This window comes from Arthrobacter ipis, from assembly GCF_014694315.1.
GTDB lineage: Bacteria > Actinomycetota > Actinomycetes > Actinomycetales > Micrococcaceae > Arthrobacter > Arthrobacter ipis.
In genome coordinates this window covers 1-16,397 of the sequence record NZ_JAAOXD010000001.1, presented here as the reverse complement: position 1 = coordinate 16,397, position 16,397 = coordinate 1, and the positions used below count along the sequence as shown (strand labels likewise).

At 68.2% G+C, this 16,397-nt stretch carries 12 protein-coding genes; 5 read left to right on the top strand and 7 right to left on the bottom strand.

Going from position 1 to position 16,397, the window contains the following annotated elements:
* Nucleotides 1-100 precede the first annotated feature (100 nt).
* The gene (locus G9E11_RS00060; protein WP_311764269.1) at nt 101-1,429 is read left to right on the top strand and encodes a macrolide 2'-phosphotransferase; all 1,329 of its coding nucleotides are present in this window, start codon (nt 101-103) and stop codon (nt 1,427-1,429) included.
* Nucleotides 1,430-1,496: 67 nt separating this feature from the next.
* Here G9E11_RS00060 and G9E11_RS00055 read toward each other — a convergent pair whose 3' ends face one another.
* The 3 genes from G9E11_RS00055 to G9E11_RS00045 form a co-directional block, all read right to left on the bottom strand.
* Entirely contained in the window at nt 1,497-4,985 is a 3,489-nt protein-coding gene (locus G9E11_RS00055; RefSeq protein ID WP_190601869.1) for an ATP-dependent helicase, read from the bottom strand.
* Entirely contained in the window at nt 4,982-8,230 is a 3,249-nt protein-coding gene (locus tag G9E11_RS00050; RefSeq protein WP_311764268.1) for an ATP-dependent helicase, read from the bottom strand. The genes G9E11_RS00055 and G9E11_RS00050 overlap by 4 nt, the downstream gene beginning before the upstream one ends.
* Nucleotides 8,231-8,370: 140 nt before the next feature.
* Complete coding sequence (locus G9E11_RS00045; protein WP_190601868.1) at nt 8,371-8,787, bottom strand: MGMT family protein; 417 nt, start codon at nt 8,785-8,787, stop codon at nt 8,371-8,373.
* A gap of 144 nt (nt 8,788-8,931) precedes the next feature.
* On the opposite strand from G9E11_RS00045, the gene G9E11_RS00040 reads away from it, so the two are divergent.
* The 4 genes from G9E11_RS00040 to G9E11_RS00025 all read left to right on the top strand — a co-directional run bounded on the left by G9E11_RS00040 (nt 8,932) and on the right by G9E11_RS00025 (nt 12,621).
* Nucleotides 8,932-9,642, top strand: coding sequence for a 3'-5' exonuclease (locus tag G9E11_RS00040; protein WP_190601867.1), 711 nt, complete (start codon nt 8,932-8,934; stop codon nt 9,640-9,642).
* A 297-nt stretch (nt 9,643-9,939) separates the two neighbouring features.
* A complete protein-coding gene (locus G9E11_RS00035) occupies nt 9,940-11,010 on the top strand; it encodes a methionine ABC transporter ATP-binding protein (RefSeq protein WP_190601866.1) in 1,071 nt (356 codons plus the stop codon).
* On the top strand, nt 11,007-11,678 hold the full coding sequence (locus G9E11_RS00030) for a methionine ABC transporter permease (protein WP_190601865.1): 672 nt from the start codon (nt 11,007-11,009) through the stop codon (nt 11,676-11,678). The genes G9E11_RS00035 and G9E11_RS00030 overlap by 4 nt, the downstream gene beginning before the upstream one ends.
* Before the next feature lie 97 nt (nt 11,679-11,775).
* Complete coding sequence (locus G9E11_RS00025; protein WP_190601864.1) at nt 11,776-12,621, top strand: MetQ/NlpA family ABC transporter substrate-binding protein; 846 nt, start codon at nt 11,776-11,778, stop codon at nt 12,619-12,621.
* A gap of 90 nt (nt 12,622-12,711) precedes the next feature.
* Here the strand turns inward: G9E11_RS00025 and hemL are convergent, their stop codons facing one another.
* From hemL to G9E11_RS00005, 4 genes are read right to left on the bottom strand one after another with little or no spacing between them, the layout of a single operon-like run.
* Nucleotides 12,712-14,043: a glutamate-1-semialdehyde 2,1-aminomutase gene (gene hemL, locus G9E11_RS00020; RefSeq protein ID WP_190601862.1), complete on the bottom strand. Its 1,332-nt coding sequence runs from the start codon at nt 14,041-14,043 to the stop codon at nt 12,712-12,714.
* 29 nt (nt 14,044-14,072) lie between these two features.
* Nucleotides 14,073-15,200 (bottom strand): LLM class flavin-dependent oxidoreductase, encoded by a 1,128-nt coding sequence (locus tag G9E11_RS00015; RefSeq protein WP_190601860.1) that lies wholly within the window; start codon nt 15,198-15,200, stop codon nt 14,073-14,075.
* Nucleotides 15,200-16,180 carry a porphobilinogen synthase gene (hemB, locus tag G9E11_RS00010; protein WP_190601858.1) on the bottom strand — a complete coding sequence of 327 codons (981 nt, stop codon included), beginning with the start codon at nt 16,178-16,180 and terminating at the stop codon, nt 15,200-15,202. The genes G9E11_RS00015 and hemB overlap by 1 nt, the downstream gene beginning before the upstream one ends.
* Nucleotides 16,181-16,222: 42 nt before the next feature.
* The gene (locus G9E11_RS00005) at nt 16,223-16,348 is read right to left on the bottom strand and encodes a hypothetical protein (protein WP_414635172.1); all 126 of its coding nucleotides are present in this window, start codon (nt 16,346-16,348) and stop codon (nt 16,223-16,225) included.
* Nucleotides 16,349-16,397 lie beyond the last annotated feature (49 nt).

Here is a 16,397-nt window from a genome sequence, read left to right as displayed (position 1 = left end):
GTGCGTTTCCACTCGCCGCCCGGTACCCATATTTGGGCGGATCTCAAGACTCGCCGCGACACATCGTTGTCTTGGACGCCGCTCAATCTACCGTGGAACCGTGAGAAGAGAACCAATCGAACTGGCAGCTGTGGCCACCGCGGCAGTCCCCGGACTGAGCCCGACTGCAGTGAGCTCTGCCCCGGATGACCCGGCAGACTTTGATTCGGCCCTCCTTCTTGATGCCGAAGGCAAGCGCTGGCGCGTCCGCTCACCCCGGCACGCGGAAGCAAGCACCAGGCTGGAGACCGAGTTCCTGGTACTGCGCGCCTTCGTGCCCGCCATCCGGGCCGAACTGCCGTTTCTCATGCCGACCGTGGCCGGCACCGTCCGGCAGCAGGACCTGACCACTTTCGTTTATTCCCACCTCCAAGGCACCACGCGCACCGTTGAAGAGCTGACGGCAGGACCGCAGGAGCTGGCGAAGGAGATCGGCACCGCGCTGGCAGCCATTCACGACCTGCCCCGCGCGCTGGTGAGCAACGCCGACCTTCCCAGTTACACCCCGAACGAGTTCCGGCAGCGCAGGCTCAATGAACTCGACATGGCCGCCACCACGGGCAAGATCCCGGCCCTCCTGCTCCGGCGCTGGGAGCACGCCATGGAGGACGTCTCGCTTTGGCGGTTCAACCCCTGCGTGGTGCATGGTGACCTGCACGAGGACAACCTGCTGGTCGAGGACCACCGCGTCACTGCAGTCACCGGCTGGACCGACCTGCGCATCGGCGATCCCGCGGACGACCTCGCATGGCTCGTGGCATCCAATGAGCACGAGTTCGTCGACGCCGTGGTCAAGCACTACACCGCGAAACGCCGCGACGCGCCGGACAACCACCTGCTGCGCCGCGCCGCGCTCTCGGCGGAGTTTGCACTGGCCCAGTACCTCGTCAAGGGCATCGCGGCGGCCGACGCCGACATGATCGCCGAGGCTGAAGGCATGCTTTCCACGCTGGCCGACGACATCGCCGAATACGGCGGCCAGCCCATTAGCGTGGAGCCGCTGCCCCCGGCCAAGCCCGACTCCCCGCCAACGGGCCAGGCAGCGGCCGCTCCCGGCCTGGTGGATGCCCCGGCAGCCACCGACGTTTCCGAGGCCATGCCCGCCGTCCACGTCACGCCCATCCCTGTTGACGTGACACCGATCCCCGTCGAGGTGACGCCCATCCCGGCTGACGGGGAGAACGCCGGGGGCACCACCGACCAGCCGTCTGGCCAGGACGCCTCGCACGATGCAGCGGATGATGACGCGGCGGAGGATGCTGGCGCATCTGACAGTGCCGAATCCGCCGGTTCGGAAGACGGGACCCAGGACGACGTCCCGGCCCCGAAGCCCTCTGGCGCCGACACCTCCACTGTTGCCCTCACGGTGGTCGACGCGAAGACGACCTAGCCTTCCCGGGGGCGGCCTGGCCGGCCTGTCCATCCCAACCGGCCAGTCTTCCTGACCGGTGCGCTTCCTAACCGGCGAGGGCGGCAGCCACGATCCCTTCGAGTTCGTCGCCTGACGCGAGGTCGTGGGGGCGCACCACATGGTTGTCAGCCACGTAGAAGAAGGCAGCCCGGACCTCCTCCACCGGAACGCCTTTAAGCCTGGCCCAGGCCAGCCGGTAGACAGCCAACTGCACGCTCTTGGTCTTCAGCTGCCCTGCGGACGGCCGGCGTCCGGTCTTCCAGTCCACGAGGTCCCAGCCGCCGTCGGCGTCCCGGAACACTGCGTCAATACGGCCGCGGACAACGACGTCGCCGATCCGGGTCTCCACGGGGACCTCCACGTAGGCCGGCGATCTGTGTGCCCAGCGTGAGTCCTTGAAGGTGGCAACCATGTCGTCGAGGCCGTAGGCCTCGTCGATGTGGTTGTCAGAGCCGGGCGCTTCGCCGAGGTCCAGCATTCCCGCCGTTCCAAAGTACTCTTCCACCCAGGCATGAAAGGCAGTTCCCTTGCGCGCAGACATCCCCGGTTCGCGCGGGACAGGCCTCCTGAGCCGCTGCACCACGGCCTCGGCGTCCTCCCCCAGGTCCACCAGAGTGGACGCTGAGATGTGCCCGGGCAGATGAACGTCACGGCTCCGGGCCCGCCTCAAGCGGCGTTCCAGAAGGAGTGCGGCTTCGCGTTCCCAGCCTGCGGCCTGGGGACGGAGCCCTTGGCCCGCGGGGAGCCCCGGCGTACCGGCTTCGACCGCGGCGATCTCGGCGAGCAGCCGACCGGCGGAACGGTCCATCGCTTCCCGTCGTCCCGGCATTAGCCGCAAACGGTTCCCGCTGCGGGGGTCCACAGGTCCTTCCAGCGGATCGTACGGCCAGGCCGCCACCTCCAGCTCCCGGGTCAGGGGACTTTCCTGGGGCAGGGATTCCTCATCGACAGAGCCAGGGTGGATTTCCGCAGTTTCCTGCTCTGCCAGGGGCGCCAGCTCGGCCAGGAACGGCGACATCTCCGCCATCCCGCCGCGCCCGCCCACCCAGGCCCCGCTGGACACCCAGAGCACGTGCTTGGCCCGGGTGTAGGCAACGTAGGCCAGCCTCCGTTCCTCAGCCTCCCCGTGGGCCTGGACGTCGCCCTTGAACATCTTCTCGGCGTCCAGCCAGCCCTTCTGGTCCGGCTGGTCCAGATCCCACTGCGGAAGGTCGGCACGGTCCCCGCGCAGAGGCCAGGGCAGGGCCGCGGAGCCGCTGCTCCACCTCGAGTCACGGCTGCTGGGGAACGCCCCCGAGTTCAGGCCGGGCACGAACACGACGTCCCATTCGAGCCCCTTCGAGGCGTGCACCGTCAGCAGCTGCACGGCCTCGTGGTTGACCTCCGCGGGCGGCACGTCCAGGCCGCCCTCCTCCGATGCCGCCGCTTCCAGCCAAGAAAGGAAGGCCAGGACGTCCACACGGTGCGATGTCTGCAGGAACCCGGCGGCCGCGTCCTGGAACGCATCCAGGTTCCGCCGCGCCTGGTGAATGCTGAAGCCGGGCCTCGCTGCGACCTCGATGTCCAGCAGCATCGCACGTTCGACCTCGCCCAGCAGGGTGGTCAGATCTTCCCCCATCAGCGCCCGAAGCTGCCGCAGCTCCGTGCCCAGGCGTTGCAGGCGCTCCAGTGCAGGAGGGGTCAGGCTGCGGCCGTGCGCCGACGTCCACCCTTCCTTGGGCAGCCAGTCCAGCGCTTCGACGAGGCTTGCGGCGTCGGTAATGTCGCCCTCGATAACGACGTCGGAGGCCTCCGCATCCTCCTGGGCGGACGGATCGTTTCCGCCTGGGCCGCGGCCGCTATCGACCATGCCGCGGCCGCTATCCGCCACGCCGCGGCGCCGGGCCAGAAACGCGGACCAGTCCCGGAACGCCATGAGGTCAGCCGGACCGATCCGCCACCGGGCTCCGGCCAGGAGACGCATCAGTGAATCCGACCGGCCGGGGTCGGCCAGGACCCGCAATGTGGACACCAGGTCCACAATTTCGGGAGTGTCCAGCAGGCCCCCGAGGCCCACAATTTCATAAGGGATCCCAGTGGCCTCGAACTCCTTGCGGAGGCATTCCATCTGCGCGCGCCTGCGGCACAGGACTGCCATGGCCGGCTGGACACGCGGTTCCGAGGAGGAACCGTCGAAATCCGTGGCACGGAACCTCAGGAGATCCTTGGCGATCGCCGCTGCTTCATCTTCATCGGTGGCAAAACGGCCGATCACCACCCGGCCCTGCACCGCAGCGGGGCTGGGCCGCAGCGCAGGCACTTCCACGGCCGCGCTGGAGGAACGCTGCCCAGCAGGTCCGGCCTGGGCCGCGGCGGCGCTGAGCGGCGCCGAGATCAGGTTGGCGGCGGCCAGGATGTTGCGGCCGTTCCGCCAGGCGGTGGTCAGGTATGAAACGGGGGCAGGACGCCGGGACGCCGTCCCTGACGGGCCGTCCTCGCAGACCGGAAACTCGTTGACGAAGTGGAACAGCTGCCCGGCGGACGCCCCGCGGAAGCCGTAGATGGACTGGTTCGGATCACCCACGGCCGTAACGGCGTGGCCGTCCCCGAAGAGCCTGGAGAACAGCACCAGCTGGGCGTGCGACGTGTCCTGGAATTCGTCCAGCAGCACCACCTTGTAGCGCTGGCGCTCCATCTCGGCGGCCAGGGGCACCTCGCGGGCCACGCGGGCCGCGAGCGCCACGAGGTCGCCGAAGTCCAGGGCTCCGCGTGCTCTCTTGGCTTCGGCGTACCGCCCCACGAGCTCCGCCACGCTTGCCCTCGTCCGGAGCATGGCTCCCAGCTCGCCCGCGGCCTGGCTGGGGTTCTTCTTTGCCCCTGCCGCATACGGCAGGGCCTCGAACTCGGCCAGCCGCTGCATCAGCCAGCCCTGGACACCGTCCGGGTCCTGGAGGTGTTCCGCGCACTCCCCCGCGAGCTGGATGACGGCTTTGACGAGGGTGGACTTGGCCACCCTGAAGTGCGAGTACTCGCCGTCGAACGCTTCAACCACCTCACTTGCCAGCTGCCAGGCCTGCGCGCCGCCCAGCAGCACCACGTCCCGCTCGATCCCGAGCCGCAGGCCGTAGTCGGAGACTATGCCGCTGGCAAACGAGTGGTAGGTGGAAACCTTCGGCTCCAGCGCATCGGCGCTGAGCAGCGCCCCTGCCACGGCACCACCAGAGTTTCCAGTGCCGGCGGCGTCACCTATGGCAGTCCGCTGCAGCGCACTGAGCTTGGCGCGGATGCGGCTGGCCAGCTCACCGGCAGCTTTCCGGGTGAAGGTGACACCGAGGACTTCCTCCGGCCTGACCCAACCGTTCGCGACCAGCCAGACGACGCGGTCGGCCATAGTGGCGGTCTTGCCCGAGCCCGCGCCGGCGATAACCAGCCGGGGCGCCAGCGGCGAGGAGATGATGGCCGACTGTTCCGCCGTCGGGAGGTTTTTCTCTCCCAGCAGGACGGTCAACTCTTCGGGACTGAACCTGGGCTCGGGCAGCTCCGCCGTCCGGCTCATTCGGTAACCTGCTTTCCCCGCGCACACAGCGGACATACCTCCGGCAGCCGGCAACCGTGGCCGCCGAAACCGGCCTTGGCGGGATCGTGCCTTGCCTCAAATTCGTGGCCGGACATCACGGCGGCTGCGTCGTTCACCATTTCCATGGCCCAGTTGTCCGCCGGGTCCAGCGGATCCTGGTGCTGGATGCCCGGGCTCTTGGTGGTTGTGCCCAGCTGGGCCAGCACGGCGCCGCCGGGCTGGGGCCCGGCCTCGGATGCTGCGGTGGCGCCAAAGCCACCGGCCAGAACGGCCGCCTGGTAGGCGCCCAGCTGCGGGTGCCTGCCCAGTTCGGCCTTGCCCGGCTGCCGTTTGCCCGTCTTGAGGTCGACGATCACCAGCCGCCCCTCGCCATCGATTTCCAGCCGGTCTACCTGTCCGCGCAGGACGGCTGACCGGGGCCCTTCATCAGTGGGAACATCCCCGCGGGGAACAGCCCCAGGCTCGGGCAGACTCACTTCGAAGTCCTGCTCGACGCCAGCCAGCCGCCGGCCCTCGCTGCGCATGACCAGGATGTACTGCGCCAGTTTCCGGACCATGGCTTCCGCCCGGCGGAAGTCCAGTTTGCCTTCCCAGTTGTCCTTCATGCCCAGGGCCGGCCAACGCTGGACGAGTTCGGCAAGGTATTCAGCTCCGCTGGCATCGGGGAGGTCCTGGGCGATGGCGTGCACCAGGGTGCCGAGGCTGCGGGCGAAGTCCGTGGCCGCCTCGCCTCCGGCGGCCTGGACGAACCAGTCCAGCGGCGACTGCTGCACCGACTCCACCTTGGACGGCGAAACGTAGACGGTCCCGCCAGGAGGCACAACACGGTCCACGGACGTGAGCGGGGCCAGCCCCCACCAGGTGTCCGGATGGGCTCCGGGAACTGGCGGCTCCGCCGTGGCAAGCCGGGCCAGGACACGAACGGCCTCGTCCGCCTCTGCGGCCAGCCGGCCGTCCAGCTGGGCGTGCTGGCGGAGTTCGGCCACGAGCGCTCGCAGCGTCAGGGGCCGTTCCACGGGGGTGTAGCCGCGCCCCTCCTGGTCCGGCAGCAGCGGCGCGACGTAGTCCAGGAAGGAGGACGGCTGCTCATCTTCCGACGACACGGCGGTGCACAGCAGCACGTCCTTGGCCCGGGATACCGCCGTGGAAAAGCTGCGGAGTTCGTCGTAGCGGATCTCCCGCAGCCGGCTCAGCGGGCCGAGCTGGAGCGCATACTCCACGCCATGTTCGACGGCGTCGGCGAACAGTGTGCTGCCAAGGAGCTCGCCGCGAAGGCGGGTATTGGGCCAGACGCCTTCCTGCAGGCCGGCGACAATGACGAACGGCCATTCCCGGCCGGCGGCGCTGGCAGGGGTCATGAGCTCGACGGCGTCGTCGACCTGGGCCCGCGCCGCCAGGGTGTCCATGGGCAGTTCCTGGTTGAGCAGGTATTCGAGGAACTGCTCGGGGCCGGATCCGGGCATCTGGTCCACGTAGCGCTCGGCCGTGTGGAACAGCGACATCATGGCGTCCAGGTCCCGGTCAGCCCGGGCTCCGACCAGCCCGCCTGCAAGGGCGGCGGCCGTCCATGCCGCCGCGAGGCCGGTGGAGTGCCAGAGGGCCCACAGCACTGTCTCTGCGTTGGACCCGGGTTCGGCAACGGCCTTCCGCCCGGCCTGGATCATCCGCGCGACCCTGCGGGCCGAGCGGCCCTCGATGCCGAGTGAGCCGAGCGCGCCGGGTTCAAGGAGCGCCTCCACGAGCAGGGAATCGCTGGAGCGGCCGCCCCCGCCGAGCAGCTCCTCCCGCCGCAGCGACTGGCGGAGCCGGCGCAGTTCGAGGGACGTCGCCCCTCCGATACGGGATGTCAGCAACGACACAGCGGACTCCGGCGTGAGGATTTCCGGATCCAGGGCCACCGCGTAGGCGTCGAGCAGCGGACGGACGGCCACTTCATCGCGCACGGCGGATTCCGCCACCGGAATCCGCACCGGAATGCCCTGGCCGGAAAGGTAGCGCTGCAGCTGGCTCAGTTGGCCGCCGTTCCGGACAATGACGGCAATGTCCTCGAACGACCGCCCGTCCCTGAGGTGCGCCTCGAGAATTCTTTGGGCCACGTATCGCTGCTCATGCACAGCCGAGGGCAGAAGATGTGCTTCCACGGTGCCGCCTGACGGCGGGGTGGCGTCACCCGGTTCTCCGGCATTGTCAGCATGGTCGGAGCCAACCGGGTCCAGACGGCGGGCGAGCTGGCCGCCGGCCCGGAGGGAAATCCGGTCCGCCACCCCTAGCCAGGCCCGGGCCACCGCCGGCTGATGGCGGTGGGCACAGGAAAGCGGCGTCTCAATGGCCGTCCGTTCCTCGCCGCCGAGCAGGCCCGGGAGCTCGGCCACGAGGTCCGGCCGCGCTCCGCGGAACCCCTGCACCACAGTGTCCGGTGCGGACGTCACGTAGACATCCTTGCCGGCGGCCACATCGGCCAGGAGTTCGAAGACGGCGGGATTGGCCTCCTGGATGTCGTCCACAAGAATCAGCTGGAGACGGTCGCGTTCGGCCGCAAGGAAGTCCGGGAAGTCCTGAAAGAGCTGGCGGGCTGCGGTGATGATGCCCGCGGGATCGAACGCCTCCGGCATGCGGAGGTCGAGGACATCGCGGTACTCGGCATACAGTGCTGCAGCGGCGATCCAGTCCGGCCGTCCGCAGGCGTGGCCCAGGCCGGCGAGGTCCTCGGCGGTGCGGCCCGTCTCTGTGATCCGGTCGAAGAGCTGGCGGACCTCGTGCCGGAACCCGCGCGTAGGCAGGGCGGCCGTGAGATCATCGGGCCAGGGCAGCCCGAGGCCCGGCAGGGCGTGACCCTCCAGCAGTTCCTTGATGATGAGGTCCTGCTCGGGGCCCGACAGGAGCCGCGGCGCCTTCGACAGCGGCAGGAGCCCTTCTGCCTTGGCACGGCGGATGAGGTCAAAGGCATACGCCGCCCAGGTGCGGGCCGGGGTGGTGCTCAGGCTCCGGTTCAGCCTGGCAGTAAACCGGTCCCGCAGGGTGTCGGCCGCAAGGCGTCCGGGGGCGAGTACGAGGATCCGCTCGGGGTCCACCCCTTCCGCCTCCACCCGGCGGATTGCCGCTTCGATGAGCACGGTGGATTTGCCGGTGCCGGGCGCTCCGGGGACCAGTACGGGGCCAGCTCCCCGGGGCACTTCGACGGCGGCCCGCTGGTCCGCTGTGAGGACCGGAACGCGGGAGTGCACCTGGCGAGGGGGCAGCAAACGAAGACCCGCAGGGCGAAGCGGGGCGGCGGAGAAAGAGTCCGCGTGGCCCCGCTCCGAAGTGGGTGCGGATGCCTGATCGGCTGAAGTCTGATCGGCTGAAGTCTGGTCGAGTGTTGCGGTCACACAGACATTCCATCACCCGGGACTGACAATTTTCGCAGCGACGCTTCCAGCCGCTCGGCAACCACGTCCAGGGCATCGAAGTCGGCGTCCGTCGGCGACCACCGCGCGGCGGTCAGATCCACGCGCCACCGTCCTTCGCCCGTCCTCGCAAACTCGCGATAGTCCCCGCGCAGGGGCGTGCCCTCCTGCAGGTAGTGGTTGAGGGCCTCGGACTCGTGGCCGTCCGGGGCCAGTCCGCTGGCCCGCAGCACCCGCCACCATGGCGCACCGCTGCCGTAATGGCTCAGCACTGACCCCACCTGCCGCGGCCCTCCGGCGCCAAGAAGCTCAGCGACGTCGCCATAAGCCACCGCCGAACCGGCCGGAATGAGGTCAACCACCGCCAAAACCGCCTCCACGTACTCCGCCCGCATGCCCTCAGACTATCGGCCGGCACGCATCAGCGGCCGCCAGGACGGGCGCCGTGTGCCTCTTCCCACAGCGTGTCTTCCCACACCCTGCCGGACACGCGCGGGGCAAGGACCTTGACTGTCGGTGCCTCCGGGTAATTTGGAGCCATGAGCACTTGGAACACTCTCCCCCGGGCCGCGTTCGACCTCGAAACCACGGGACGCAACTCCCGTGCCGCCAGGATCGTGACGGCATCTGTCACCGTGGTCGACAGTTCCGGGAACGTGATTCGGGAGCATGAGTGGCTGGCTGATCCGGGCGTTGAGATTCCGGCGGAGGCCAGCGAGGTCCACGGGATCACGACCGAACACGCGCGCAGCCATGGCCGGCCTGCGGCTGAGGTCACCAAGGAAGTCGCTGCCGTGCTCCAGGGGCTTTTCGATGACGACGTCCCGGTGATCGCGTTCAACGCCAGCTACGACTTCACCGTCCTGGCCGCCGAGTCGGCCCGCTACGGCGTGCCGCAGCTGAGCCGGTTCCCCGTCCTGGACCCGTACATCATGAACAAGCAGGTGGACCGGTACCGGAAGGGCAAGCGGACGCTGACCGCCCTGTGCGAGGAGTACGGCGTGGACCTGGAAAACGCCCACACATCGGCCGCGGACGCCTTGGCAACGCTGCGCATGCTCGATGCCATGGCCGGCAAGTTCCCCAAGCTGAACATGCCGGCCAGCCAGCTGCACCAGCTCCAGGTGGACTGGGCCGTGAGCCAGGCCGCCGACTTCCAGCAGTACCTCCGCAAGACCAAACCCGCGGCCGTCATCGAGGGCGACTGGCCGGTCCTGCCGCCGGAGGACGCCAGCCGCGGCGGCTTCTAGATCCAGGCGGCCGTAAGCCCGAAAAGCACGGCTGGAACAGAACGGAAGCCGCTGGGACCAAGATCACAGCACCCGGCAAAAGCCAGGGAAGCCGTCTCGCCGCCCTCCTGATTCAGGAAGTCCGTTGTGGGCCGCCATTCACGCGGTCCGCAGGCGCGAACAGTAGTCAATAGTGCAACCAGGGCGGCCAGGGCCGAACGATGTTCGGAAGTGGCTGGCATTTCCCTGCGCTGACATAATTTAGTTCAGAACCCTGCTTGTGCTATGCCCTGCCCAAGTCCTACCTCCTGAGGATAAATGATCACAGTCACCGACCTGCGCAAGGTCTACCGTCAGGGGAAAAAGGAAGTGGTGGCCCTAGACGGGGTATCGCTTTCTGTCCCTAAAGGCTCCATCCACGGCATTATCGGCCATTCCGGAGCGGGCAAGTCCACCCTGGTGCGCTGCCTGACATTGCTGGACCGCCCGACGTCGGGGTCGGTCAACATTGACGGTACCGAACTGAGCTCTGTCAGGGACTCGGAAATCCGCGCCGCCCGCCGCCGCATCGGCATGGTCTTCCAGCACGCGAACCTCATGGATTCGCGCACGGCCGCCGGAAACGTGGCCCACCCCATGGAACTGGTCAAGGCGCCGAAGGACAAGATCCGGGCCAAGGTCGCCGAGCTGCTGAAGCTTGTGGGCCTCGAAGGCTTCGAGAATGCCTACCCCTCCCAGCTTTCCGGCGGACAGCGCCAGCGCGTTGGCATCGCCCGCGCCCTGGCATCGGACCCGGACGTCCTGCTGTGCGACGAGCCCACGTCCGCACTGGATCCCGCCACCACCGATGAAATCCTCGACCTGATCCAGGACCTGACCCGCCGCCTGCAGCTCACGGTGCTCATCATCACCCACGAGATGCACGTGGTGAAGCGCGTCTGCGGGTCCGTGTCCCTGCTGTCCAAGGGGCGTGTCATCGAGTCAGGCCCGCTCGCCGAGGTCGCCTCGGACCTGGACAGCAAGCTGGCGCGTGCACTTCTGCCCCTGCCGGCGTCGGAACCCATCAAGGGTGCGCTCCAGGCCGGGCCGGTACTGGAAATCCTCTTCTCCGGCGACGGCGCCAAGGAGCCAGTGCTCACGGGAGTGGCACGTCATTTCGACATTGACCTGAACGTTCTTGCCGGCAGCGTCGAAACCCTCGGCGGCCAGCAGTTCGGCCACCTGCGGGTCCAGCTGGGCGACGACGCCGACTGCGACGCCGTCCTGGGCTACCTCCGCAGCCGAGGCATCAGCGTCAAGCTGGCCGGTTCCATCGCCAACGAGGCGGAACTGGCTGAATTCGCCCCGGCGGACACTGACTTCGCCGCCGAGACGGGAGACTCCAAGTGAACGAGATCTTCAGCAACCCTGTCCTGGCCAAGGCACTGCCGGAGGCCATCGTCGAGACCCTCCAGATGGTGGGAATCTCTGCCTTCTTCACCGTGCTGATCGGACTGCCGCTCGGCGTCTTCCTGCACGTCACCGTTCCCGGCGGGCTGCGGCCCCTGCCGGTGGTCAACCGGATCGTCAGCGACATCGTCGTGAACATCACCCGATCCATCCCCTTTGCGATCCTGATGGTGGCCCTGATCCCGCTCGCCAGGCTCCTCGTGGGGACCAGCCTCGGACCGGTGGCGGCCTCTGTTTCGCTTTCCATCGGAACCATTCCGTTCTTCGCCCGCCTGGTGGAGGCCTGCCTTCGCGACGTCCACCACGGCAAGATCGACGCTGCCCAGGTGATGGGCTCCACCCGGATGCAGGTCATCAGCAAGGTGATGCTGCCCGAATCCCTGCCCGCGCTCGTTGCAGCCGCGACCACCACTGTTGTGACCCTGGTGGGCTACAGCGCCATGGCCGGCCTCGTCGGCGGCGGCGGACTGGGCAAGCTCGCCTACAACTACGGCTTCCAGCGCTTCGACGTCACGGTCATGATCGTCACCATCGTGCTGATCATTGTCCTCGTCCAGCTCATCCAGCTCACGGGCGAATGGATCTCCCGCAGCCTGGACCACCGCTAAAAGTCTTCACGGCAGCGAGTAGCCGCTCACTGCACCTGAATTGGATCTCCCCGGCGCCGCCGTCGGGATCCAGGTTATTTCGAAAGGAACGCATCCCATGCGTAAATCACTCACCCTCCTCGCCACCGGCATCGCCGCGGCCCTGGCACTGACCGGGTGCGGCGGTTCCTCCGCCCCCAGCGCTGAGTCGAGCCAGGCTCTTGACCCGGCCAAGCCCGTCACCCTCACCGTCGGCGCCAGCCCCGTTCCGCAGGCAAAGATCCTTGAGTTCCTCAACCAGGACCTCGCCCCGAAGGCCGGCCTCAAGCTGGACATCAAGGAGATCGAGGACTACCAGACGCCCAACACGGCGCTGAGCGACGGCTCGCTGGATGCCAACTACTACCAGCACCTGCCGTGGTTCGAGGACCAGGTCAAGACCAAGGGCTACGACTTTGGCCACGGCGCCGGCGTCCACATCGAGCCGTACGCCGCCTTCTCCGAGAAGGTCAAGAACATCAGCGAGATCAAGGACGGCGCCAAGATCGCCATCACCAACGATCCCTCCAACCAGGTCCGCGCGCTCCGGGTGCTGGAAAAGGCCGGCCTGGTCAAGGACATCAAGGATGACACCTCCGTCATCAGCCTGACAGATTCCCAGAACCCGAAAAAGCTGAAGTTTTCCGAGAACCAGCCTGAACTGCTGATCAACGACCTGAAGGATCCCTCCGTGGACCTGGCCCTGATCAACGGCAACTTCATCCTCAAGGCCGGGCTCAGCACCACCGATGCCCTGGCCGTGGAATCGACCAAAAACAACCCCTACGCCAACTTCCTGGCCTGGCGCTCGGAGTCCAAGGACGACCCGCGCATCAAGAAGCTGGACGAGCTCCTGCACTCCGCGGAGGTCAAGGCCTTTATCCAGAAGGAATGGCCCAACGGTGACGTGACCGTAGCCTTCTAGGCCAACAGGACACCGAGAACCAAAACAACTCTGGCACCCGCCGCGGCGGGTGCCAGAGTTGTTTAATCAGGGAACAAGTCCGACGGCGGCTTAAGCCTTCGCTGCGGCGGCCGCCTCAGCGGCGGCGGGCAATGCCTCGAAGATCCGGTTCATGGCGGCGTCGTCGTGCGCCGCGGACAGGAACCAGGCCTCGAAGACGGACGGCGGCAGGTAGACGCCCGAATCCAGCATGGAGTGGAAGAAGGGCGCGTAGCGGAACGACTCCTGCTTCAGTGCGTCGCTGTAGTTGTGGACCCCCTGCTCGGACGTACCGAAGGCCACCGAGAACAGGTTGCCCGCCCGCTGGATGGAGTGGTCCACGCCGGCCGCAGCCAGGGCCGAAGACAGGGCGCCGGACAGTTCCAGCGACCGCGCGTCCACGAACGAGTACACCTCACGGGTGGCGTGGGTCAGGGTGGCAACGCCGGCCGCCATGGCCACCGGGTTACCGGACAGGGTTCCCGCCTGGTAAACGGGACCAAGCGGGGCGAGGTAGTCCATGACGTCGGCACGTCCGCCGAGGGCCGCCGTCGGCATGCCCCCGCCGATCACCTTGCCGAACGTCAGCAGGTCGGGGGTCCACTTCTCCGTCGCGTCGGCGGCGCCGCCGGTGAGGCCCCAGTAGCCGGAGTAGCCGGTGCGGAAGCCGGTCAGGACCTCGTCGACGATCAGCAGGGCGCCGTGGGCGGTAGTGATCCGGGAGAGGCCCGCATTGAAGCCCTCGGCCGGCGTGACCACGCCCATGTTGGCGGGTGCGGCCTCGGTGATGACGGCGGCAATGTTGGGGCCGTGCTCGGCGAAGGCGGCCTCGACGGCGGCGAGGTCGTTGTAGGGCAGCACCAGGGTCTCGGCGGCGGTGGCGGCCGTGACACCGGCGGAGCCGGGCAGCGCGAGAGTGGCCACGCCGGAGCCTGCGGACGCGAGCAGCCCGTCGAGGTGGCCGTGGTAGCAGCCGGCAAACTTGATCACCAGGTTGCGGCCGGTGAAGCCCCTGGCCAGCCGGATGGCCGTCATGGTGGCTTCCGTGCCGGTGGAAACCATGCGCAGCCGTTCAACGGCGGAAACGCGTTCCTTGACGATGGCCGCCAGGTTGGCCTCATCGGGGGTCGAGGCACCGAAGGAGAGTCCGCGGTCCACCGCGGCATGCACGGCATCGAGGACGGCAGGGTGGGCGTGCCCCAGCAGGGCCGGGCCCCAGGAGCAGACCAGGTCCACGTAGTCCTTGCCGTCGGCATCGGTCAGGTACGGGCCCTTGGCCGCCACCATGAAGCGGGGCGTGCCGCCAACGGAACCGAAGGCGCGGACCGGGGAGTTCACGCCGCCGGGCATCAGCTGGCGGGCGCGGTCGAAAAGTTCCTCGTTGCGAGGAGTACTGGAAGTCATGGTTCCCATTCTTTCAGTCAGCGGGAGGGTCACCGGACAGTGTCCTTGGAGTCATTAATGTCGCCGGACAGAAGCTCGGCCACCCGCGGTGCCACCACGGTGCCGAAGAGTTCGATGCAGCGCATCATGGATTCGTGCGGCAGCGTGCCGTTGCCGTATTTCAGGTCGAAGCGGTCGACGCCGAGGCTCCGCTTGAGCAGCGCGATCTTCTGCGCCACCGTCTCCGGTGAGCCGACGTACAGGGCGCCCTCGGGCCCGCACATGGCGTCGAATTCCCGCCGGTTTCCCGGGCCCCAGCCCCGCTCGGCACCGATCCTGTTGCGCTGGGCAAGCCAGTGCGGAAAGAGCTCCTCGCGGGCCGCCTCATCGGTGTCGGCGATGTGGCCGGGCGAGTGGGTGGCGATCTGCTGCATGGGCTGGCCGTACTTGGCCATCGCCTCGCGGTACAGGTCAACCAGTGGGGCGAAGGCACGGGGCTGGCCGCCGATGATGGCAAAGATGATCGGGTAGCCGTACTCCGCGCAGCGCAGGACGGACTCAGGGGTGCCGCCCACGCCGATCCAGGCCGGCAGCAGGTGGTTCTCCAGCGGCGGATACACGCTCAGCCCGGCAAGGGAAGGCCGGGTGCGCCCTTCCCAGTGGACCGGCTTTTGCGCCCGCACCCTGTCGAACAGCTCGAGCTTCTCCTCGAACAGCACCTCGTAGTCCGCCAGGTCCAGTCCGAACAGCGGAAAGGACTCGACGAACGAGCCGCGGCCCAGCATCACCTCGGCGCGGCCGCCGGACAGGGCGTCCACGGTGGAGAAACGCTGGAATACCCGGATGGGGTCGTCCGAACTCAGGACGGTCACGGCCGAACCGAGCCTGATGTTGGTGGTCCTGGCCGCGGCGGCCGCCAGGAACACCTCGGGCGCGGAGACGGCAAAGTCGCGGCGGTGGTGCTCCCCCACGCAAAAGGAGTGAAGGCCGACGGCGTCAGCCAGGACCGCCTGGTCCAGCAGCTCACGCAGCACCTGGGCATGCGGCTTCGGCTCGCCGGCACCGTCGACTCCGACGTCGCCGAACGTGTTCAGGCCCAGCAGGATCTGCCCGGGACCCACCGGAGCGGTGGGTCCCCCGGCCGGTTCTGCGGTCTGGCCCGGGGTTTGCTCCGGCATCAGGATTCCTTGAGCCAGCCGGCGATTTCGCTGGCCCAGTACGTGAGGACCATGTTGGCCCCGGCGCGGCGGATGCCAAGGACCGATTCGGTGATGGCGGCACGCCGGTCGATCCAGCCGTTGGCGGCGGCGGCCTCGATCATGGCGTACTCCCCCGAGATCTGGTAGGCGGCGACCGGCACGGGGCTCATCCCGGCGACGTCGGCGAGGATGTCGAGGTAGCTCATGGCCGGCTTGACCATCACCATGTCCGCGCCCTCGGCAAGATCCAGTTCCACCTCCTGGATGGCCTCGCGGCGGTTGGCGGCGTCCATCTGGTAGGTTCGGCGGTCGCCCTTGAGCTGCGAGTCCACCGCTTCCCGGAACGGCCCGTAGAACGCCGACGCGTACTTCGCGGCGTAAGCCACCACGCCGGTGTTCACGTGCCCGGCGTCCTCGAGGGCCTGGCGGATCACGCCGATCTGTCCGTCCATCATCCCGGACGGGCCCAGCACGTGGGCGCCGGCGTCGGCCTGGGCCACCGCCATCTTCGCGTAGATCTCCAGCGTGGCGTCGTTGTCCACGTAGCCGTCGCTGTCGAGGACGCCGCAGTGGCCGTGGTCAGTGAATTCGTCCAGGCAGACGTCGCTCATCACCACGAGGCTGTCCCCCACTTCGGCACGGACGTCGCGGATGGCCTTGTTGAGGACCCCGTCCGGGTCCAGCGAGGCGGTGCCCTCCGCGTCCCGGGTCTCGGGAATGCCGAACAGCATGATGCCGCCGACGCCCAGTTCCACGGCTTCGGCTGCCGCCCTCTTGAGGGTGTCGGTGGTGTGCTGCACGACGCCCGGCATGGAGGCGATCGGATTGGGCTCCGACAGCCCCTCGCGGATGAACGCGGGAAGGATCAGGTCTGCCGGGGCAAGCCGGTGCTCCGCCGTGAGCCTGCGCATGGCGGGGGTTGTGCGGAGCCGCCGGGGGCGGTGTTGCGGAAAGCTCATGTCCTGTCCTTCACTGTGGGCCTGCTGTTGATGATTGGATGCTTAGGGGGCTTCAACGGCCCGGATGACGGCCGCCACGAGCCCGTCCGGCGTGGCCTCCCGGGCCGTGGCCGCCACGACGAGCCCCAGGGCTTCCGCCTCCGCCGCTGTCGCCGGGCCGATGGCCACGAGGCGGCACGAGCCGAGCGGCGCCAGCGTGGCGCCGATGCGCCGCACC

Bases quoted from the DNA above. Each gene is read 5' to 3' on its own strand.
- G9E11_RS00045 (WP_190601868.1), bottom strand. From the start codon at position 8,787: ATGCGGGCGGAGTACGTGGAGGCGGTTTTGGCGGTGGTTGACCTCATT.
- hemL (WP_190601862.1), bottom strand. From the start codon at position 14,043: ATGACTTCCAGTACTCCTCGCAACGAGGAACTTTTCGACCGCGCCCGC.
- G9E11_RS00025 (WP_190601864.1), top strand. From the start codon at position 11,776: ATGCGTAAATCACTCACCCTCCTCGCCACCGGCATCGCCGCGGCCCTG.
- G9E11_RS00015 (WP_190601860.1), bottom strand. From the start codon at position 15,200: ATGCCGGAGCAAACCCCGGGCCAGACCGCAGAACCGGCCGGGGGACCC.
- hemB (WP_190601858.1), bottom strand. From the start codon at position 16,180: ATGAGCTTTCCGCAACACCGCCCCCGGCGGCTCCGCACAACCCCCGCC.
- G9E11_RS00035 (WP_190601866.1), top strand. From the start codon at position 9,940: ATGATCACAGTCACCGACCTGCGCAAGGTCTACCGTCAGGGGAAAAAG.
- G9E11_RS00055 (WP_190601869.1), bottom strand. From the start codon at position 4,985: ATGAGCCGGACGGCGGAGCTGCCCGAGCCCAGGTTCAGTCCCGAAGAG.
- G9E11_RS00040 (WP_190601867.1), top strand. From the start codon at position 8,932: ATGAGCACTTGGAACACTCTCCCCCGGGCCGCGTTCGACCTCGAAACC.